Below are 19,765 nucleotides of genomic sequence, written 5' to 3' on the forward strand. Positions count from 1 at the left end.
GCTTCCGTAGAAGGGCCGGAAAATCATGCTTGCCCGGAGACCGGAAATGACAGACCAGGCGATCGAGCCTGCCGTAGAGCCCGCCACGTCGATCGCCGACGTCGAGCGCCGCATCAAGGCGATCCTGATCGGCTCCGCCGGCAACCTCGTCGAATGGTACGATTTCTACGCCTACACCGCGTTCGCGCTGTATTTCGCACCCGCCTTCTTTCCCTCGAAGGACCCGGTCGTCGAGCAGCTCAACGCCGCCGTGGTGTTCGCCGCGACTTTCCTGATGCGCCCGCTCGGCGGCTGGCTGTTCGGCTATCTCGCCGACCAGTATGGCCGCAGATTGTCGCTGACCGTCTCCGTGCTCTGCATGTGCTTCGGCTCGCTGATCATCGCGGTGACGCCGACCTATGCCACGATCGGCATCGCCGCGCCGATCATCCTGGCGCTCGCCCGGGTCATCGAGGGCCTCAGCCTCGGCGGCGAATATGGCGCCAGCGCCACCTATCTGTCGGAAGTCGCCGACGCCAAGCATCGCGGCTTCTATTCCAGCTTCCAATACGTCACTTTGATCGGCGGCCAGCTCACCGCGATCATCGTACTCCTGCTGCTGCAGAAGGTGTTTCTGACCACGGACGAGCTGAAGGCCTGGGGCTGGCGCATCCCGTTCTTCATCGGCGCCTGCCTCGCGATCTTCGTCGCGGTGATGCGGCGCAATCTGCACGAAACCGAAGCCTTCGTAGAGGCGAAGAAGAAGGCGGGCTCGTCCAGCTCGATGGCCGCCCTGTTCAGATATCCGCGCGAGCTCCTGCTCGTCGTCGGCCTCACTGCCGGCGGCACCGCGGCGTTCTACACCTTCACCACCTACATGCAGACCTTCGTCAAGCTCTCGGTCGGCCTGACCGAGGACCAGACCACGATGGTGATCTTCGGCTCGCTCTTGTTCGCCTGCGTGCTGCAGCCGCTGTATGGCGCGATCTCCGATCGCATCGGCCGCAAGCCGCTCCTGATCTTCTTCGGCATCGCCGGCACGCTGTCGACGATCCCGATCCTGACCGCGCTGAAGGGCACCAAGGAGCCGTTGACAGCCTTCCTGCTGATCTGCGGCGCCTGGATCTTCACCGCCGGCTACACCTCGATCAACGCGGTCGTGAAGGCCGAGCTGTTCCCGACCAACATCCGCGCGCTCGGCGTCGGCCTGCCCTATGCGATCACCGTGTCGCTGTTCGGCGGCACTGCGCCTGCGATCGCGCTGTACTTCAAGAGCATCGGGCACGAGACCTGGTTCTATTATTACCTGTCGGGCGTCATCTTCCTCTCGCTGCTGATCTATGCGACCATGCGCGACACCAAGCATGCGTCCGCCATGCACAGGCATGAATGAGCCTGCATGGATGATCCCCGCAGACTGACGAGGTGCTGAGATGGCCGACGAATCCGGGCTGCCGCCCGAGAGCAAGCTGACCCGCAGCAAGGAGCGCTGGGCGCGCGAGGGCAAATTCCTGACCGGCCGGATCGTGCGGCCGGAGGATGAGCGCCTGCCGCCCGGCCAGCATCTGACCCGCGACTGGCCGGTGCTCGACCTCGGCCTGACGCCGACCATTACGCGCGAGCGCTGGCGGCTCGACGTCTACGGCGCGGTCGAGAATCCGCTGTTCTGGGATATGCCCGCGTTCCTCGCCCAGGAGCAACGCCAGTTCGTCTCCGACATCCATTGCGTCACGACCTGGTCGCGCTACGACAATCAGTGGGAGGGGCTCGCAACGCGCGACCTGCTCGCCGCCTGCCGGCCGCGCGAGTCCGCCAATTTCGTCGTGCTGCATTCCTATGACGGCTACACAACCAATCTGACATTGGAGGATTTCGCCGCTGAGGACGCCCTGCTCGCGCACAGCTGGTCCGGCGCGCCGATCACGGGAGAGCATGGCGGCCCGGTCCGCGTCGTCGTGCCGCATCTGTATTTCTGGAAGAGCGCGAAATGGCTGAAGGCCATCGAGTTTCTCGAGGCCGACAAGCCCGGCTATTGGGAAGTCCGCGGCTATCACAACCGCGGCGACCCCTGGGCCGAGCAGCGCTATTCGGAGTGATGGGCCTAACCGACTCGTGGGGTGGCACGCGTAGCTTTGCCCGCCCTACTCGCCGAATCGCTGCTAACATTCCAGAGCGGCTGCGCGATACAGCGCCTTGTCCCCTTGTGGGAGAGGGCATCTCCGGCCTATCCAATCATTCGATTGGGTGAGGGGTCTCTCTCCACGAATACCTCGCTCGCGGCATACCCCTCACCCAACCGAGCCCGCAGCACTTTCCTACATGCCCTCTTCCACAAGGGGAGAGGGCGCAGTCATGACCAGCAGGCTGACGATCTGATCGTCATATCCGAACGTGCCAGAGACCCAGCATGGAGTTCACCTCAGAGACCGGCAAGATTCCCAAGGGCTATGGGTATCTGCTGAAGCCTTCCGTCATCCTCGCCGCGCTGACCGCGCAGGATCTCGGCGGCATCCGCATCCATCTCGTGCGCAGCCACGGAAGGCGACTGTTCGACGCGCGCTACCGGCCGCCCGACGGCGACATTCCCTATGAGCGCCTCAACATCAAGGTCGGCACCGCGCACGAGCGCGACCTGCCCCCGCTTCGCAAGCTGGCGAAGGAGGAAGGCCTTCCGACGCTGGTCCGATGGATTTCCGATCTCGTCGCCCAGGACCTGCCGACGGCGATCCGGAACGGCGAACAGGTGATCGAGCTGATCCCTGAGCGGGAGTGACGCTTCGCGTGCGATATTGTCGGTCAATCAGACCGCAGATCAATCGCATGGAGAGATAACGGGCTGTCTCAACGAACGATCCGTCAGTGAGTCACTCCGTCATGCCCGGGCTCGTCCCGGGCATCCACGTCGGTCCGAGCACTCCGAGCGACGTGGATGGCCGGGACAAGCCCGGCCATGACGATGCGGAGACAGGCGCGCGCAAGCCCTGCCCAAACTCCCTCTTGACCATTTCTGAAAATCGTGATTTACTCCCCGCCATCCCGCCTCGTTGCAGAGGGACGGATCGCGATCGTCACGGACGTAGAGCGCGGGATGCGGTGGGCGTAGCGGGTCGCAGCGTGGGTCTCCATGCGGACGAACGGTCCGGTGCGCACGGCGAAATCGTGTGGTCTTGACGCCGCGGCGCTGGCGTCAAATCGCGGTGCAATGACGTGCATCGCGGTGACGGGGGCAAGACAGCCGTTCCCCGGAGAGAGCACGTATAAGCCGTTCCAACCATTGCGCAGGGAAGGCCGGGATGTCCTTTGGCCGAACCTGTGGTACCTGCCGCCTGCACTTTTTCCGCAGGCGGGCCATGGGGGCGGCAGGCTCCCGACCTTCCCTGCGCCCTCTCGCTTGTGAGAGGCGCGACGATCCGCACAACTCGGGCCGCGCAGGCCGCGAGATGGCACCATCATATCCGCGGTTGATGCAGACGCAGCACGGGGTGTCGTTGCTGACGTCATCGCGTGATTGCTGAGCCCCTGGATCGCTTCGCTTGCGCTCGCGATGACGGAGTTTGTGAAGCGTCCGCTGCCCGCTACGGCGTCATTGCGAGCGCAAGCGAAGCAGTCCAGGCGCCGCGCGAGAGCTGCCGGTCGCTTCAGTGCACCGACGCATGCAGGGCCGATCTGCTATATGACAATGTGAGACCATGCGGCGTCATCGCCGCAGGCGGACGCAACGATGGGAGGATCATCATGCCGACCGAACGTTTCCAGTTTGAAGGCGCAAGCGGCGACAAACTGTCCGCGGCCCTAGACCTGCCCGACGGGTCGCCGCGCGCCTATGCGCTGTTCGCGCATTGCTTCTCCTGCGGCAAGGACACGCATGCGGCGCGGCGCATTGCGATGGCGCTGACGGCGCATGGCATCGCGGTGCTGCGCTTCGACTTCACCGGTCTCGGCTCCAGCGAGGGCGATTTCGCCAACACGACGTTCTCCTCCAATGTCGCCGACCTCGTCCGCGCCGCCGATCATCTGCACGAGACCCGGCAGGCGCCGTCGATCCTGATCGGCCACAGCCTCGGCGGCGCCGCCGTGCTCGCCGCGGCCGGCGACATCCCGGATGCGAAGGCCGTGGTGACGATCGCCGCTCCGTCCGATCCGGCGCATGTCACCGACATGTTCAAGGACAGCCTCGAAGCGATCCGCCGCGACGGCTCGGCTGAGGTGTCGCTGGCGGGCCGCCCGTTCCGCATCAGCAGCTCGTTTCTCGACGACGTCGCCGAGCAGCGCCTGCTCGACAAGGTCAAGCATCTGCACAAGGCGCTCTTGGTGATGCACTCGCCCGTCGACGACACCGTGGGGATCGACAACGCGACCCACATCTTCGTCGCCGCCAAGCATCCGAAGAGCTTCATCTCGCTCGACCATGCCGATCATCTGATCAGCAACAAGCAGGATGCCGCTTACATTGCGGAGGTGATCGCGAGCTGGGCCAGCCGCTATGTCGCGCCGGCAACGCCTGAGCCCGCCACCACGGATGGTCCGCGCGACGTCGTCGTGCGCGAGACCCGCTCCAGCAAGCTGCAGCAAAGCATCGCGCTCGGCCCACACAGTCTCACGGCCGATGAGCCGCTCTCGGTCGGCGGCCAGGATACCGGTCCAGGCCCCTATGATCTGCTGCTCGCCGCGCTCGGCGCCTGCACCTCGATGACGATGCGACTCTATGCCGACCGCAAATTCCTGCCCCTCGATCGCATTACCGTGACCTTGCGCCACAGCAAGATCCACGCGGAGGACTGCGCGGAATGCGAGACCAAGGTCGGACTGATCGATCAGCTCGAACGCGAGATCCACCTGGACGGCGCGCTCGATGATGAGCAGCGCAGGAAGCTGATGGAGATCGCCGACAAATGCCCGGTGCACCGGACGCTCACCTCGGAGATCCGCCTCGTCACCCGCGCGGCGGAGTGAGCATTCGACCGCGTCCCACCCACCGTCATTCCGGGGCAAGGCCGCAAGGCCTTGAACTCGGAATCCCGAGATTGTCTTGCGTTCATGTCTGACCATCTCGAGATTCCGGGTTCAATCGCCGCTGCGCGAGCGCGCATCGACGATTGCCCCGGAATGACGGTGGGGACGACGGAGTTGAACTAATGCGCCGGCTGCGGTTCGATCTTCAACGGCCTCACGCGCAGCGCCCCACGCAAACCCACCGCCGTGCCGATGAAGATCCCGCCGATCGCGACGAACGACGGCAGCGCCAGCGTCGAGAGCCCGGTGAGCCCCTGCCCGACCGAGCAGCCCAGCGCCATCACGCCGCCGATGCCCATCAGCGCGGCACCGCCGGCCGAGCGCAGCATGTGCTGCGGCGAGTGAAAGCCTTCGAGCTTGAAGCGGCGCGTGACGAGTGCGGTCACGAGACTGCCGGCCAATACGCCGGCCACGGTCGCGATGCCGAAATTCACCGTCGAGCCGGTCGACAGCATCACGTATTGCAGGGCATCGGCGATCGGCGCGACGAAGGTCAGGGATGCCACCGGCACAGGGTTGAAATCATCAGCGCCGAGATATCCGGTCGCAAACCAGCCGCCGGCGATCAGCAGACCGACGATGAGGCCCGCGAGCATCTGCCCCGGCGCGCGCCGGAACGGTGCATGCGCAAAGGCGAAGACGAGCAGCGCGCCGCCGAGCGCGAGCGCCGGCAGCAGCCGCGCCGGTGCGCCGTGCAGGCCACCGATCGAGAGCAGCGCCGGCAGCGACGTCGCCGTCGCATTGGTCTGCGAGCCCTGCAGCAGCACAATACGCAGCGGCGCGATCAGGCCCTTCAGCGTCATCTCCGCCGCGATCGCCAGCACGGTGACAACGACGAAGGAGCGCAGATTGCCGCGTCCCAGCAGCACCAGCGCGCGCGAGCCGCAGCCATTGGCCAGCACCATGCCGTAGCCGAACAGGACGCCGCCGGCGAACATCAACGGCAGCGAGAACGTCGGCTGCAGATAGATCGACTTGCCGAGGTCGACGGCGCCATTGGCCGCGAGCAGCTGCGTGGCGACCACCGCGATGCCCATCGCCAGCGCGTAGGTGCGCACCAGCCGACCGTCGCCGTCCGCCCACCAGCCGCGCAGGCTGCTCATCATGCAGAAGCCGCTGAGCAGTCCGACCACGCCATAGACGAGGCCAATCCCGAGGCCGGCCATGATGGCCACATCAGCAGCTTCCGGCACGCGCGGGAGTCCTTCTGGTTGCGGAAAAAGGGCGGCGGCACACGGGCTGCGCAAGCTTCGCTTTCGCTTGACGCGCGCGGAATATTCGCCACGATATCGCGCTTAACTAGTTCAGAATGCTTGTTCCAACAAGCATCACCGGGAGAGAACGCCGTGGTTTCAGAAGCGCATCCTCATGCGCCGGTCTTGGCTTGCGCACGGCCGGAGGCCGGCCAATGAGCGGAGCGGCACCCCTCTCTCCCGACGCCCTCGCCCGGGCCTGCGCGGATGCAATGTGGCAGGACGATCGCGCCAGCCAGGGGCTGGGCATGCAGATCGTCGAGATCGGTCCGGGCCGCGCGACCCTGCGGATGACAATCCAGCCGCACATGGTCAACGGCCATGGCATCGCCCATGGCGGCTTCATCTTCACGCTGGCGGATTCCGCCTTCGCGTTCGCCTGCAACTCGCATAACGACCGCACCGTCGCGGCACAGGGCAGCATCAGCTTCATCCGGCCGGGCAAGCTCGGCGATGTCCTGACCGCTCGCGCCCGCGAAGTCTCGCGCAGCGGACGCTCCGGCATCTACGACGTCCGTGTCACCGCCGGCGAGACCGTCATCGCCGAATTCCGCGGCCATTCCCGCAGCATCGGCGGCACGCTGGTGCCGACCGGCGCGCGAGAGACCGCAAGCTGATCCGCCGGAGGACCTGACCCATGACCAAGCATCAATCGGCCGGCAGCTACGTGCCCGAGATGGACGCGGCCGAGCGCGCCTCGCGCGACGAGATCATGGCGCTGCAGACCAGGCGCCTCGCCTGGTCACTGAAGCACGCCTATGACAACGTCGCCCATTACCGGCAGGCGTTCGACAAGGCCGGCGTGCATCCCTCGGACTTCCGCGAGCTCGCCGACCTCGCCAAGTTTCCGTTCACGGTCAAGACCGACCTGCGCGACAACTATCCGTTCAACATGTTCGCCGTGCCGCGCGAGCAGCTGGTGCGCGTGCACGCCTCCTCCGGGACCACCGGCAAGCCGATCGTGGTCGGCTACACCAAGACGGACATCGCGACCTGGTCTTCCGTGATGGCACGCTCGATCCGCGCCGCCGGCGGCCGCCGCGGCATGATCATCCACAATGCCTATGGCTACGGCCTGTTCACCGGCGGCCTTGGCGTCCACTACGGCGCCGAGGAGCTCGGCTGCACCGTGGTGCCGATCTCCGGCGGCATGACCGAGCGGCAGGTGCAGCTGATCAACGATTTCCGCCCCGACATCATCACGGTGACGCCGAGCTACATGCTGGCGATCCTCGACGAGTTCAGGCGCCAGGGCCTCGACCCGCGCCAGAGCTCGCTCAGGATCGGCATCTTCGGCGCCGAGCCCTGGACCAACGCGATGCGCGCCGAGATCGAGGATGCGTTCGCCATGGACGCCACCGACATCTACGGCCTGTCCGAAGTGATCGGCCCCGGCGTCGCGCAGGAGTGCCTGGAGACCAAAGACGGTCTGCACATCTGGGAGGATCATTTCTATCCGGAGATCGTCGACCCCGACACCGGCCGTGTGCTGCCCGACGGCGAGATGGGCGAGCTGGTGTTCACCTCGCTGACCAAGGAAGCCTTCCCCGTGATCCGCTACCGCACCCGCGACCTGACGCGGCTGCTGCCGGGCACCGCGCGCCCCGGCATGCGACGCATGGAGAAGGTGACGGGGCGCTCCGACGACATGATCATCCTGCGCGGCGTCAACCTGTTCCCGTCACAGATCGAGGAGATCCTGCTGACCACCGAATGGTGCGGCGGCCATTTCATGCTCGAGCTGACGCGCGAAGGCCGCATGGACGAGCTGACGATCTACGCGGAGTCGCGGCCGGAGCATTGGGACGAGACGGGCTTAAGCGAGCACGCGGAGCGGATCTCGATCCACATCAAGAACACGATCGGCGTGACGGCGAAGGTGAAGGCGGTGCCGCCCGATACGTTGGAGCGCTCGGCGGGCAAGGCGAAGCGGATCAAGGACAAGCGGCCGATGGAGTGATGGATCAGAGCGCCGCAGTCTCAACCCTCTCCATGAACACGCCCCTCTCGGCATGTTCATGGTCGGTGTGCAGTGCCGCCTGCTGTTGCCCCTCATGGTGAGGAGCGCCGCGCCGATCAGGCAGCCACTCTGCACAAGTGGTCGTGCGCGGCGCGTCTCGAACCATGAGGCCACAATCCGGGCCTCGCCCTTCGAGACGCCCGCCTCTGGCGGGCTCCTCAGGGTGAGGAGTATCAGTGGTGGCGCACCCTCTCACATATGATCGTAGTCCACCACCACCCGCTCCGTCACCGGCTTGGCCTGGCAGGTCAGCACGAAGCCGGCCTGCAATTCCCACGGCTCGAGCGAGTAGTTCAGCTCCATCTCGGCCCTGCCCTCGGAGAGCTTGGCGCGGCAGGTGGAGCACATGCCGCCCTTGCAGGCGAAAGGCAGATCGACACCGGCGCGGAGCGCGGCGTCGAGGATGGCCTCGCCCTCGGCGACAGGCACCTCGCGGCGCTTGCCGTCGATGATCAGGGCGGCGATCGCCTTGGGCGGAGCCGAGTCCGGCACAACCAATTTCGGCCGCGGCTTGCCGCCGGCGCCGGAGACGAAGCGTTCGACATGGACGCGGTCGTCGGCGATGCCGAGCGCGCGGCAGGCGGCCTCGATGTCCTCGCTCATACCGGTGGGGCCGCAGATGAAGACGTGATCCACGGTCTCCGCCGGCACCAGCGAGCGCAGCAGCACGCGCACCTTCTCACCGTCGAGACGCCCGTGCAGGATCGGCAGATCCTGCTCCTCGCCGGAGATGACGTGGAACACCGAGAAGCGGTTCAGGAAACGGTCCTTCAGCTCCTCGAGCTGCTCGCGAAACAGCATGCCCGCCGTGGTGCGGTTGCCGTAGAACAGGAAGAAGCGGCTGTCCGGCTCGCGCGCGAGCACGGCCTTCACGATCGACAGGATCGGCGTGATGCCCGATCCCGCCGCGAAGCCGACATGGGTCCGCGCCGCCGCCGGATCGAGCGCCACGCCAAACCGGCCGGTCGGCGTCATCACGTCGATCTCGTCGCCGCGCTTCAACTCGTCGGTGACGAAGCTGGAGAACGCGCCGCCATCGACGCGCTTCACCGCGATGCGGATCTCGTCGTCATCGGGGCCGGAGCAGATCGAATAGGAGCGCCGAACCTCTTCGCCGCCGAGCGTGGTCTTCAGCGTGAGATATTGCCCGGGCGCGAACTGATAGTCGGCCGCAAGCTCGCTCGGAACTGCAAAGGTCAACGACACCGCATCGGGCGCCTCACGGCGCAGGTCACGAACGGCGAGACGGTGAAAGCGTGGCGTTATCGACATCGAACCTATCCCCACGTCATTGCGAGGAGCGAAGCGACGAAGCAATCCAGGGCTCCGGTCGTGCCCCTGGATCGCGTCGCTGCGCTCGCGATGACGGCTGTGGCTGCATCAGTGGCACTTGAAATAATCAAACGGCTCGCGGCACGATTTGCAGCGCCACAACGCCTTGCAGGACGTCGAGCCGAATTCGGCCAACTGCTCGGTATCGACCGAGCCGCATTGCGGGCAAGCCACCTCGGCGACGCCGAACAGCGCGCGGCGTCCGCTCGACGGCTGCGGCGGCGCGATGCCGTAGGCGCGCAGCTTGCGGCGGCCCTCCTCGCTCATCCAATCCGTCGTCCACGCCGGCGACAGCACAGTACGGACGCTGGCATCGCGAAAGCCGGCGCGCTCCAGCGCCAGCTCGATCTCCAGCGCGATCATGTTCATCGCCGGGCAGCCGGAATAGGTCGGCGTGATCGCGACCTCGACGCGATCGCCAACCACCTCGACCGCGCGCAGCACGCCGAGATCGTCGATCGTCAGCACCGGAATTTCCGGATCGGCCACCGCCGCCGCCGCCTCCCAGGCGCGCTGGCGCAGTTCGGCCGGGCTGGTGTTGGCGACTACCACGTCGCACCGGGGAAGCTGCGCTGCATGTATTGCAGCTCGCTGAGGAGATGGCCGAGATGCTCGCTGTGGCGGCCATCGCGGCCGCCCTGCTGCATCCAGTCGTTCTCGGGCAGCACGAGCGTCGCCTCGCGCGCGACATGCGAGACGATCGAGAGCCATTCCGGCAGCAGCATCGTCGGATCGATCGCGATGCCGGCATCGATCAGGCCGCGCTCGGCCTCATCGACGCTAAACATCTCGCCGGTATACGCCCAGAGATCGTCGACCGCTCCTTGCGCGCGGGCATGGCTCTCGTCGGTGCCATCACCCAACCGGATCACCCATTCGCTGGCGTGGCGCAGATGGTAGGCGCACTCCTTCTCCGATTTGGCCGCGATGGCGGCGAGCGTCGCATCGGTCGAGCCCATCATGCCGCGCCAATACAGATCGGCAAACGCGGCATAGAACAGCTGCCGCACCATCGTCTGCGCGAAATCGCCATTGGGCCGCTCGACCAGCAGCAGGTTGCGGTACTGCCTGACGTCGCGAAGATAAGCGAGCTTGTCCTCGTCATTGTCGCGGCCCTCGACCTTCGCCGCGTAGCCATAGAGCTCGCGCGCCTGGCCGATCAGATCGAGCGCCATGTTGGACAGCGCCATGTCCTCCTCGAGCATGGGCGCGTGGCCGCACCATTCGGACAGGCGATGGCCGAGGATCAGCGCATCATCGGCGCGACGCAAGGTGTAGAGCACCAGCGGCGTTTCGGAAACGGTGATCGAGGGTACGGTCATGGTTGAGATCCGGTCAGCTCGCTACGACCTCCGTCATTGCGAGCGCAGCGAAGCAATCCAGGAATACATCCGAGCAGGCAGTCTGGATTGCTTCGCTGCGCTCGCAATGACGACGGCTGGCAGCCGTGCGCACTCACATATGCCCGACTTCCTCGGGCACCTCATAGAACGTCGGATGACGATAGATCTTCGTCTCAGCCGGCTCGAACATCATGCCCTTGTCAGCGGGATCGGACGCGGTGATCGCGCTCGACGGCACCACCCAGATCGACAGACCTTCGCCGCGACGCGTGTAGAGGTCGCGCGCCGCCTGCAGCGCCATGGTGGCGTCGGGCGCGTGCAGCGAGCCGCAATGCTTGTGCGCGAGCCCGTTGCGGCTGCGGATGAAGACCTCCCACAACGGCGTGTTCGGCGTCGCCATCTCGCTCTCCTGCTATTCGGCGGCTTGCGCCATCTGGCGCCGCGCGCGCTTCTCGGCATAGGCGGCCGCGGCCTCGCGCACCCAGGCGCCGTCGGCATGCGCCTTGCGTCGCGCCGCGAGCCGATCACGGTTGCATGGGCCGTTGCCGGCGAGCACCTGCTTGAACTCGTTCCAGTCGATCGGGCCGTGCCGCCAATGGCCCTGCTCGTCCTGTTTCATCTCGGGGTCAGGCATCGTCAGGCCGAGATACTGTGCCTGCGGCACGGTGGCATCGATGAACTTCTGGCGCAGCTCGTCATTCGAGAAGCGCTTGATCTTCCACTTGGTCGATGTGTCGCTGTGCTGGCTGGCCTGATCGGGCGGGCCGAACATCATCAGCACCGGCCACCACCAGCGGTTCAGCGCGTCCTGCGCCATCGCCTTCTGCTCGGGCGTGCCGCGGCACAAGGTCAGCATGATCTCGTAGCCCTGGCGCTGGTGAAACGACTCCTCCTTGCAGACGCGGATCATCGCGCGCGCGTAGGGGCCGTAGGAGCAGCGGCAGAGCGGGATCTGGTTCATGATCGCGGCGCCGTCGACCAGCCAGCCGATCACGCCGATATCCGCCCAAGTGAGCGTCGGATAGTTGAAGATCGAGGAGTACTTGGCCTTGCCGGCGAGCATCGCGTCGACCAGCTCCTCGCGGGAGGCGCCGAGCGTCTCGGCAGCGGCGTAGAGATAGAGCCCGTGGCCGCATTCGTCCTGGACCTTGGCGAGCAGCGCCGCCTTGCGGCGCAGGCTCGGCGCGCGCGTGATCCAGTTGCCCTCGGGCAGCATGCCGACGATTTCGGAATGGGCGTGCTGGGAAATCTGCCGGACCAGCGTCTTGCGATAGGCCGCCGGCATCCAGTCGTTCGGCTCGATGCGCTCCTCGGCATCGATGCGGGCCTGAAAGCGTTGGGCGCGCACGGCGTCCTCGGCGTGGCTGCCCTCCTCGGGCGAGTTAAGCGCCTGCGTATACATGCGGCGGCGTCCTCCCAGGACTTGGTTGCCGCAAACATATTACAAAATTCGAGCAATGCAATCGAATTCCGTAATATATCAACGCGCCTCATCCGTGTCGGTGAACCGCCGCGTCAGCGCCACATCCGCCGCCGGCAGCGACCCGTCCTCGTTGATCGCATGGGCATCAAGCCAGCGCTCGGCGCCGGGCAGCAGCAGCCGGTAGATTTCGCCGCACAGCGCCCGCGCCTGCCGCCCCGGCCAGTCCCCGGGCAGCAGTTCCGCCGGCAGCAGCGGATCGCGCAGCACGATGCGGCGGTAGTGGTGGATCAGCAGGATGCGGGCGGTGAAGGCCTGGCCATCCGAAAGCGCCTCGCCGCGCTCGATGCTGGCCTTGAGCGGCGCAAAGGAGGCGCTGAACTTGCGATAGGCTTCTGCCGTCCGTTCCAACGCCCAGCTCTCCGCCACCAGCCGCCGCGCCATCTCCGAGCCGGCGGACGCCTGCAGGCGGATCGCGCCCTCCACCGCGTCGGGCACGGCGATGCTCGATGGCGCCACGAACACGCCGGGCAGCGGACTGCCGAAGCCGGCGTCGCGCAGCGCGGTGCGCGCCTGCTCGCGGTCGTCGGCACTGCCAATCAGCACCAGCTCGAAGCTGCCGTTCCATTCGGCCGGCGGCGCATCGTAGATGTGCCGGGTGGCGCCGGCGAAGGTCTGCTCGCCGCGCCGGGTCAGGCGATAGAAGCTGTTGCGGCCGCTCTTCGTCCGCTCGAACCAGCCCTCCGCGGTCAGCCGCGACATCGCCGTGCGCACGACACTGCCGTCGATCGCGAGCCCCTCGAAGAAGGCGAGCAGGCTGCCCAGCCAGACGCTGCCGCCGCGCGGCACGATGGCGTCGCCGAACACGGTGATGATCAGCGAGCCCGTGCGCGACGGCTCGCTCTTCAGCTCGTTGACGATGCGGGACAGCGGCTGCGGCATGGCCATGGCTTTAGCCGGTTTCGCCTCACCACAAAAGAAAAGGCCCGCGAGAGGCGGGCCTTGAAGATCGATCGTCTGATGCGTGAGGCGCGATCAGGCGGTCTTGTTGTAGGCCTTGGCCATGTTCTCCTGGGCGACCTTGGCACCCTCGGTGACGAGCTTGCCGACATACTCGCTGGTCGACTTGGCGCGGGCGACGAGCGCCTCGCCGCGGGCACGGGCCAGCTCACCCTGGATCGCAACGGCTTCGCTGATCGACTTGGCGGACGCCAGCTTGTCCAGGCCGTCGAAGAACGCCTCGGTGTCCTGGTACAGCGCCTGCTGGATGTTGCGGCTGATCTTGCCGGCCTCGGTGACGCCGTCGAACACGGCGGTCTCGATCGCCGAGGTCACCTTCTCGGAGCCGGCGAGGGCCTCCGCAGCGCGCTCCTTGGCGGTCGACGCAGTCTTCTTGACGAACTCCCGCGCGGATTCCGGCACTTCCATCGTCTGCAGGTTCTTCAGCGCGTCCGTCATCGGCGCGAAGGCATCCTTGACGGTGTCGAACACTTTGTTGGTCTCGGTGGTCATGGTCGTCTCCATCCTCGTCTGAGCTATGGCTCTCGCTCCGTCCCTAAGAAAACCGGAGTAACTCAACCATACCACAAAAATGGTGCACCGCAACACTTATGTTGCAACGCACCATTGCGGGAGGATAGGGAATGCGGCTCAGCCGCCGCCGTGCTTCTTGTTGCGCGACTTGCCGTGGCGAACCGGCTCGGCGGCTTTCGGGGCGGCTTCGGCCGACGCAGGAGCCTCGGTTTTAGGCGGAACCTCGGCCGGAGGCGGAACCTCAGTCGCTTCGGCCCCCTCACCCGCATGCCGGGTCTGCTTCACCAGCACATCGAGCGCCGACCGAATCTCGCGCAACTCCACCTCGATCGAGGCGGTGGCCGCAGGTTCCTGCGCCGGCGCACCGTTCAGAAGTTGGTCGAGCAGCGCCTTGATCTCGCTCAACTGGGGCGTGAGATCGACGGGCGGTTTCACGTCCGGCCGGGGTGCCTTGGATGCGGCAACAAGCTCGCCCAGCAAAGCCTTGATCTCGTGGAGTTCGGGCGTGACGTCCACCGGCGCCGGGGCGACAGACGGCGGGACCTTGGACGTCGCAACCAGCACGTCGAGCAAACCCTTGATCTCGCTCAACTGCGGGGCGAGATCGGGGGCAGGCTTCACCGTCGGTGCCGGCACCTTGGTCGCGGCCAGCAACTCCTTTAGCAGCGCCCGCGTCTCCGCCAGCTCGCTCTCGATCGAGGTCAGCCGCTCGCTCAAGGCGGTGAGCTGGCCACGACTCGGCACATTCATGCCGGCAAAGTAGTTTTCCATCAGATCGGCCATGGGCTTCTGTCCGTTTCCAGAAGTTGCGGGATCATTGGAGGTGCCGGTCGCCGCGCCCATCGGACGCAATCGTGTGAAGGCCGTGAAGCTCTTCTGCATCTCACCGACCATCTGCTGCCAGAACGCGATCGGGTCGCCGGATTTGTTGGTCATCGGCACACTCCTTCAGGCCACGCGGAGACTCAAAGCACAACCTCTCATAGCACGGTTACGTTGCAATGCGGGAGACGCGGTCTGCTTCTCTCCATCGGCGGAACCGTGGCATAGAAGATCCGTTGGCCCTGAAAGAGGATTCCTGTGACTATCACCGCTCATCAGCCGCCGCAGATCGCGCGCGCCAACGGTATCGACATCTGCTACGAAACCTTCGGCGATCCCACGGCGCCCCCGCTGCTGCTGATTATGGGCTTGGGCGGCCAGATGGTCATCTGGTACGACGAGTTCTGCGAACAGCTCGCAAACCGCGGCTTCCATGTCATCCGTTTCGACAATCGCGACGTCGGGCAATCCAGCAAGCTGCATGGCGGGCGTCGCCTGACTCCGTTCGAGCTGCTCAAGCTGCGCTTCTTCAACATCCCGGTGTCAGCGCCCTACAAGCTCCTCGACATGGCCAAGGACACGGTCGGGCTGATGGACGCGCTCGACATCAAGTCAGCGCATCTGGTCGGCGCGTCCATGGGCGGCATGATCGCGCAGGAGATCGCGATCAGCTTCCCGCATCGCGTGCGCTCGCTGACCTCGATCATGTCGACCACCGGCAATCCGCGCCTTCCACCGCCGACCCGCGAGGTCGCGATGCTGCTGATGGCGCCGCCGCCCCGGACGAAGGACGAATACATCCGGCGCTTCCTCAAGACCTGGAAGGTATTGCGCGCCGGCTCCTTCCCCGAGGACGAGGCCCGCGACGTCGCGTTGGCGGAGCGTTGTTTCGCCCGCGGCCCCAGTCCGGCCGGCGTCGGCCGCCAGCTGCGCGCGATCCTCGCCTCCGGCAGCCGCAAGCCGCGGCTGCACAGCGTCACGGCGCCCACGCTGGTGATCCACGGCAGGGTCGATCCGCTGGTGCATCACACGGCTGGGAAGGACACTGCGGAGTCGATCCCGAACGCCAGGCTGCTGATGCTCGACAATATGGGCCATGCCATCCCGACGCCGACCTGGCCCGTGATCATCGAGGCGATCGCCGAGCACGCGCACGGCGCGAACGCGCAGGCGGCGTAGCATCAGCGCGAAGGGTCGTGGGGCTGCGCGAAGGGTCTGGGGCAAGCTGCCCGCCAAGCGCTCAGCTGTCGTCCCGGCGAAAGCCGGGACCCATAACCACCGGCGGTGGTGGTTGCGACGCGCTGTGGCTCCAGCCCGCTTCAGCCATCAGGGACGGTGGCTATGGATCCCGGATCGGCGCCCGCCGATGGGTTGCGTCGGCAGGCTTGTCCGGGATGACACCGGTCGTTTGGCTCGGCTGTCGTCAATTGCTTGGCGGCTTTCCCGCCGTCCGTCTGACAACGAACCGCCCCGCCCTAGCCGAACCGCCGCCTTCGCCATTCGATCAGCTTGGCGCTGACCTCCTCGGGCTGCTCCTGCTGCGTCCAATGGCCGCTGTCGAGGACGAGGTGCTTCTCGAGGTCCGGCACCAGCTTCTCCATTCCGTCAGCCGCCGAGGGCGGCAGCACGGCGTCGTTCTCGGCCATGATCATCAGCGACGGCACCCGCACGGTGTGGTCGAGTTCTTCCGATCGCAGCCAGTTGCGGGTCATGTTGCGATACCAGTTGATGCCGCCCGTGAAGCCGGTGTGCGAGAACGTCTCGACGAACACCTGCTTCTCGTCATCTGACAGGATTGGCCGCCGCTTATCCTGGGCGGGGTCATAGGCCGCGATCATCTGGGGGAACGCCAGATTGAGCGAGGGCGACGCCGCGATCCCGCCGGCCGGCGGCTCGGTCGATGGAGGATCGTTGCGCGGCAGCGGCTTGCGCATGAAGGCGTCGAAGGTCTGCTCGACGCGGCTGCCAAAGATCCGGTCGGGCTCGCGCGCGGGATCCTGGAACTGCACGATGTACATCATGTCGCCGAAACGCTTGCGCATGATCGCAATGGGATCGGCGGGCGCGCGCGGCAAATGCGGCGTGTTGATGCCCACCACGCCGGCGACGCGGTCCGGATGCCGCAGCGGCATCTGCCAGACGACGAAGCCGCCCCAGTCGTGGCCGACGAAGATCGCCTTGTCGATTGCGAGATGATCCAGCAGTCCGACGAGGTCCGCGGTGAGATGTTCGAGATCATAGGCCTCGACTGGCTCCGGCCGGTCGGTGGCGCCATAGCCGCGCTGGTCCGGCGCAATGACGCGGATGCCGGCGTCCGCCAGCGCCTTGATCTGGTGCCGCCAGGAGAAGGCCAGTTCCGGCCAGCCATGGCAGAGTATCAACGGCGGCCGATCCGTCGCCGGGCCCGCCTCGTAGAATCCCATCCGTATGCCGTTCGTCTGCGCGAATTGCAGCGGCGGCATCCCAATCGGATCGCTCATGCAACCTCCCTGAATGGGTCAGCCGGCCTATGCTGGCCAGTCTGACGACGGCAAGGAGGCTTGCTCCGAGCCTGCTGGTGTGGCGCGCCTCGCCCCGCGAGTTCCGCGCTGATGTCGCCGAGGACCGCTTTCGGTCAGGCCGACTTCTTGTCGCTCGACCGGCTGCCGCCGAGGCCCGTCATGGTCAGCATCAGGTCCTGAAACCGCTCAGCCAGGCGCGGATCGAAGGTGAACCAGCTCTGCATGATCGCCTCCGGCGTCAGCTTGTCGATATTGCTGGTCATCTGGTGCTGCAGCCGGTCCATCACCGCCGACTGCATCGGACCGACATCGGGAAGTCCGAAAAACTGCCGCGCCTCGAGCGGGGTGCAATCGATCTCGATATTGACTTTCATATCCGCTCCGCGCTGTTCAAACGACGCCCACACCGTCTCCCGCCATGTCCCGGTACCGCAAGGTGTCCCGGACTCGGCAGGTCAGGCGTACAGTATCACCGCGCGAGCCCCCCTCTAGCAAGCGGCGCGTTGCTGCAGGTGCGCAATTCCCGGGAGATGGTCAATCCAGGCGCCGCCGTGTCGCGACCGGGTCGCCGCGTGCGCTGCACAGCGGCGCCGGCCCATAACCATATCGTTTAGGCTTAAACAAACTGCACTTGTGTGCCGCCGATGAACTCTGGCAACATGATTCCATCGATGTGCCGCTGGTCATACGGCGCACCGCCAGCCGACAGTCTCCGGATCGCTCCGTTCCGGTGCGGCATCAGACTTGCAAGCATATCGCCCGGCGTCTTGTTGTTTCTTGAAGTTCGTGCAAGAGGCGCTGCAGACTTCACGAACTTCGAGTCAAGAACTTCAAGCAAGGCAGGCCGGATCAATCGCGCCTGCCGCGAAAACAAGCGTCAAACGCGGAGAATTTGGACATATGTCGGGACGCAAATCCCTGCTCATCGCGGCGGCGGTGGCATTCGGCCTCGCCGTCATGCCGGCTTCGGCCCAGACCCTGCGCTATGCCAACCAGGGCACTCTGAAGTCGCTCGATCCCTACACCTTCAAGGAATCGACCACGATTGCGCACCACGCCCACGTCTATGAGGGGCTCACCGCGCGCGACAAGGATCTCAAGATCATCCCCGCGCTGGCCGAGAGCTGGGAGACGCCCGAGCCGACCCGCTGGCGCTTCCACCTGCGCAAGGGCGTCAAGTTCCACAACGGTGAACCCTTCACCGCCGACGACGTGATCTTCTCCGCCGAACGCGTCCGCGCCACCGGCTCGAACTTCCTGTCGAACGTTCCACCCGACGCGAAATTCATCAAGGTCGACGACTACACCGTCGACGTGAAGCTCGATGCGCCCAATCCCATCCTGATCTCGCAGTGGGACACGTGGTACATCATGAGCAAGAAGTGGTGCGAGGAGAACAACTCCGTCGCGCCGACGCCGGTGTCGGCAACTACGCCGAGCTACGCCGCGCTGCACGAGAACGGCACCGGCCCCTTCATCATCGAGAGCCATCAGCCGGGCGTGAAGACCGTGTTCAAGGTCAATCCGAACTGGTGGGGCAAGCCCGAGCATAATCTGAAGGAGATCGTGTTCACCACCATCTCCTCCGACGCCACGCGCGTCGCCGCGCTGTTGTCGGGCGAGGTCGACATCATCGAGCCGGTTCCCGTGCAGGACATCGGCCGCGTCGATTCCAGCCCGAACGCGCAGGTCCTGAAGGGACCGGAGCTGCGCACCATCTTCCTCGGCATGGACCAGACCCGCGACGAGCTCTTGTACTCGAACATCAAGGGCAAGAACCCGTTCAAGGACGTCCGCGTCCGCGAGGCCTTCTACAAGGCTGTCGACGTCGAGCTGATCAAGACCCGCGTCATGCGCGGCCTGTCGACGCCGTCGGCGCTCATGATCGCCCCCGAGCTGTTCCCGCTGTCCAAGGAGTTCACGCGGCCGAAATACGATCCCGACGCCGCCAAGAAGCTCCTGACCGAAGCCGGCTATCCCGACGGCTTCGAGGTGACGATGGACTGCCCCAACGATCGCTACGTTAACGACGCCGCGATCTGCCAGGCCGTCGTCGGCATGCTCGCCCGCATCGGCGTCAAGGTGAGCCTGAACGCGCAGCCCAAGGCGCAGTACTTCGCCAAGGTGCTGAAGCCGGGCGGCTACAACACCTCGTTCTTCCTGCTCGGCTGGACCCCCTCCTCGATGGACGCGCACAACGTGATGCACGACATCATGGGCTGCCGCGAGGACCCCAAGGATCCGACCCGCGGTGAAGCCAATCTCGGCAACTACTGCAACAAGGAGTTCGACGCGCTGACCGACAAGGTGCTGGTCGAGACCGACACCGCCAAGCGCAATCAGCTGATCAAGCAGGCGTTCGAGATCGGCATCAAGGACTACGGCTACATCCCGCTGCACCAGCAGGCCGTCGCCTGGGGCGTCTCGAAGAAGGTGAAGATCCCGCTGCGCGCCGACAACGCCGTGCTGCTGTTCCTCGCCACCAAGACCGAGTAGTCGATACCGCACGCCAAAGTCCCGGAAAGCAGAACTGCTTTTCGGGACTTTTC

At 65.7% G+C, this 19,765-nt stretch carries 19 protein-coding genes; 8 read left to right on the forward strand and 11 right to left on the reverse strand.

Going from position 1 to position 19,765, the window contains the following annotated elements:
- The first annotated feature begins 46 nt into the window (after positions 1 to 46).
- The 4 genes from ACQR1Y_RS04300 (at position 47) to ACQR1Y_RS04315 (ending at position 4,932) form a co-directional block, all read left to right on the forward strand.
- A complete protein-coding gene (locus ACQR1Y_RS04300) occupies positions 47 to 1,372 on the forward strand; it encodes an MFS transporter (protein ID WP_434875288.1) in 1,326 nt (441 codons plus the stop codon).
- Between the two features lie 40 nt (positions 1,373 to 1,412).
- Positions 1,413 to 2,075, forward strand: coding sequence for a sulfite oxidase-like oxidoreductase (locus tag ACQR1Y_RS04305; RefSeq protein ID WP_434875287.1), 663 nt, complete (start codon positions 1,413 to 1,415; stop codon positions 2,073 to 2,075).
- 311 nt (positions 2,076 to 2,386) lie between these two features.
- Positions 2,387 to 2,752 (forward strand): hypothetical protein, encoded by a 366-nt coding sequence (locus tag ACQR1Y_RS04310; RefSeq protein WP_434862056.1) that lies wholly within the window; start codon positions 2,387 to 2,389, stop codon positions 2,750 to 2,752.
- Positions 2,753 to 3,714: 962 nt separating this feature from the next.
- Positions 3,715 to 4,932 (forward strand): bifunctional alpha/beta hydrolase/OsmC family protein, encoded by a 1,218-nt coding sequence (locus tag ACQR1Y_RS04315; protein ID WP_434875286.1) that lies wholly within the window; start codon positions 3,715 to 3,717, stop codon positions 4,930 to 4,932.
- A gap of 179 nt (positions 4,933 to 5,111) precedes the next feature.
- Here ACQR1Y_RS04315 and ACQR1Y_RS04320 read toward each other — a convergent pair whose 3' ends face one another.
- Positions 5,112 to 6,158: a YeeE/YedE family protein gene (locus tag ACQR1Y_RS04320; protein WP_434875604.1), complete on the reverse strand. Its 1,047-nt coding sequence runs from the start codon at positions 6,156 to 6,158 to the stop codon at positions 5,112 to 5,114.
- 242 nt (positions 6,159 to 6,400) lie between these two features.
- Between ACQR1Y_RS04320 and paaI the strand changes: the two genes are divergently transcribed.
- Together paaI and paaK are read left to right on the forward strand one after the other, a co-directional pair.
- On the forward strand, positions 6,401 to 6,862 hold the full coding sequence (paaI, locus tag ACQR1Y_RS04325) for a hydroxyphenylacetyl-CoA thioesterase PaaI (protein ID WP_434875285.1): 462 nt from the start codon (positions 6,401 to 6,403) through the stop codon (positions 6,860 to 6,862).
- Positions 6,863 to 6,882: 20 nt separating this feature from the next.
- Positions 6,883 to 8,205, forward strand: coding sequence for a phenylacetate--CoA ligase PaaK (gene paaK, locus ACQR1Y_RS04330; protein ID WP_434875284.1), 1,323 nt, complete (start codon positions 6,883 to 6,885; stop codon positions 8,203 to 8,205).
- Between the two features lie 252 nt (positions 8,206 to 8,457).
- Here the strand turns inward: paaK and paaE are convergent, their stop codons facing one another.
- The 8 genes from paaE to ACQR1Y_RS04370 form a co-directional block, all read right to left on the reverse strand.
- Complete coding sequence (gene paaE / locus ACQR1Y_RS04335) at positions 8,458 to 9,537, reverse strand: 1,2-phenylacetyl-CoA epoxidase subunit PaaE (RefSeq protein WP_434875283.1); 1,080 nt, start codon at positions 9,535 to 9,537, stop codon at positions 8,458 to 8,460.
- Positions 9,538 to 9,645: 108 nt separating this feature from the next.
- Entirely contained in the window at positions 9,646 to 10,149 is a 504-nt protein-coding gene (gene paaD, locus ACQR1Y_RS04340; RefSeq protein WP_434875282.1) for a 1,2-phenylacetyl-CoA epoxidase subunit PaaD, read from the reverse strand.
- Entirely contained in the window at positions 10,143 to 10,919 is a 777-nt protein-coding gene (paaC, locus tag ACQR1Y_RS04345) for a 1,2-phenylacetyl-CoA epoxidase subunit PaaC (protein ID WP_434875281.1), read from the reverse strand. Before paaC ends, paaD begins: the two co-directional genes overlap by 7 nt.
- Positions 10,920 to 11,052: 133 nt before the next feature.
- Entirely contained in the window at positions 11,053 to 11,340 is a 288-nt protein-coding gene (gene paaB, locus ACQR1Y_RS04350; protein WP_006613353.1) for a 1,2-phenylacetyl-CoA epoxidase subunit PaaB, read from the reverse strand.
- Between the two features lie 12 nt (positions 11,341 to 11,352).
- The gene (gene paaA, locus ACQR1Y_RS04355; protein ID WP_434875280.1) at positions 11,353 to 12,342 is read right to left on the reverse strand and encodes a 1,2-phenylacetyl-CoA epoxidase subunit PaaA; all 990 of its coding nucleotides are present in this window, start codon (positions 12,340 to 12,342) and stop codon (positions 11,353 to 11,355) included.
- Positions 12,343 to 12,420: 78 nt separating this feature from the next.
- Complete coding sequence (paaX, locus tag ACQR1Y_RS04360) at positions 12,421 to 13,302, reverse strand: phenylacetic acid degradation operon negative regulatory protein PaaX (RefSeq protein WP_434862093.1); 882 nt, start codon at positions 13,300 to 13,302, stop codon at positions 12,421 to 12,423.
- 93 nt (positions 13,303 to 13,395) lie between these two features.
- Complete coding sequence (locus ACQR1Y_RS04365; RefSeq protein ID WP_434875279.1) at positions 13,396 to 13,872, reverse strand: phasin; 477 nt, start codon at positions 13,870 to 13,872, stop codon at positions 13,396 to 13,398.
- A gap of 138 nt (positions 13,873 to 14,010) precedes the next feature.
- Complete coding sequence (locus ACQR1Y_RS04370) at positions 14,011 to 14,829, reverse strand: hypothetical protein (protein WP_434875278.1); 819 nt, start codon at positions 14,827 to 14,829, stop codon at positions 14,011 to 14,013.
- 144 nt (positions 14,830 to 14,973) lie between these two features.
- Between ACQR1Y_RS04370 and ACQR1Y_RS04375 the strand changes: the two genes are divergently transcribed.
- Positions 14,974 to 15,894: an alpha/beta fold hydrolase gene (locus ACQR1Y_RS04375; protein ID WP_434875277.1), complete on the forward strand. Its 921-nt coding sequence runs from the start codon at positions 14,974 to 14,976 to the stop codon at positions 15,892 to 15,894.
- A 296-nt stretch (positions 15,895 to 16,190) separates the two neighbouring features.
- Here the strand turns inward: ACQR1Y_RS04375 and ACQR1Y_RS04380 are convergent, their stop codons facing one another.
- The gene (locus tag ACQR1Y_RS04380) at positions 16,191 to 17,195 is read right to left on the reverse strand and encodes an alpha/beta fold hydrolase (RefSeq protein ID WP_434875276.1); all 1,005 of its coding nucleotides are present in this window, start codon (positions 17,193 to 17,195) and stop codon (positions 16,191 to 16,193) included.
- 134 nt (positions 17,196 to 17,329) lie between these two features.
- Positions 17,330 to 17,590, reverse strand: coding sequence for a DUF6489 family protein (locus tag ACQR1Y_RS04385; protein WP_006613360.1), 261 nt, complete (start codon positions 17,588 to 17,590; stop codon positions 17,330 to 17,332).
- A 526-nt stretch (positions 17,591 to 18,116) separates the two neighbouring features.
- Here ACQR1Y_RS04385 and ACQR1Y_RS04390 point away from each other — a divergent pair.
- Positions 18,117 to 19,712 (forward strand): ABC transporter substrate-binding protein, encoded by a 1,596-nt coding sequence (locus ACQR1Y_RS04390; protein WP_434862066.1) that lies wholly within the window; start codon positions 18,117 to 18,119, stop codon positions 19,710 to 19,712.
- The last annotated feature ends 53 nt before the right edge of the window (positions 19,713 to 19,765 follow it).

This window comes from Bradyrhizobium sp. HKCCYLRH3099, assembly GCF_051167855.1.
Taxonomy (GTDB): Bacteria; Pseudomonadota; Alphaproteobacteria; order Rhizobiales; family Xanthobacteraceae; genus Bradyrhizobium.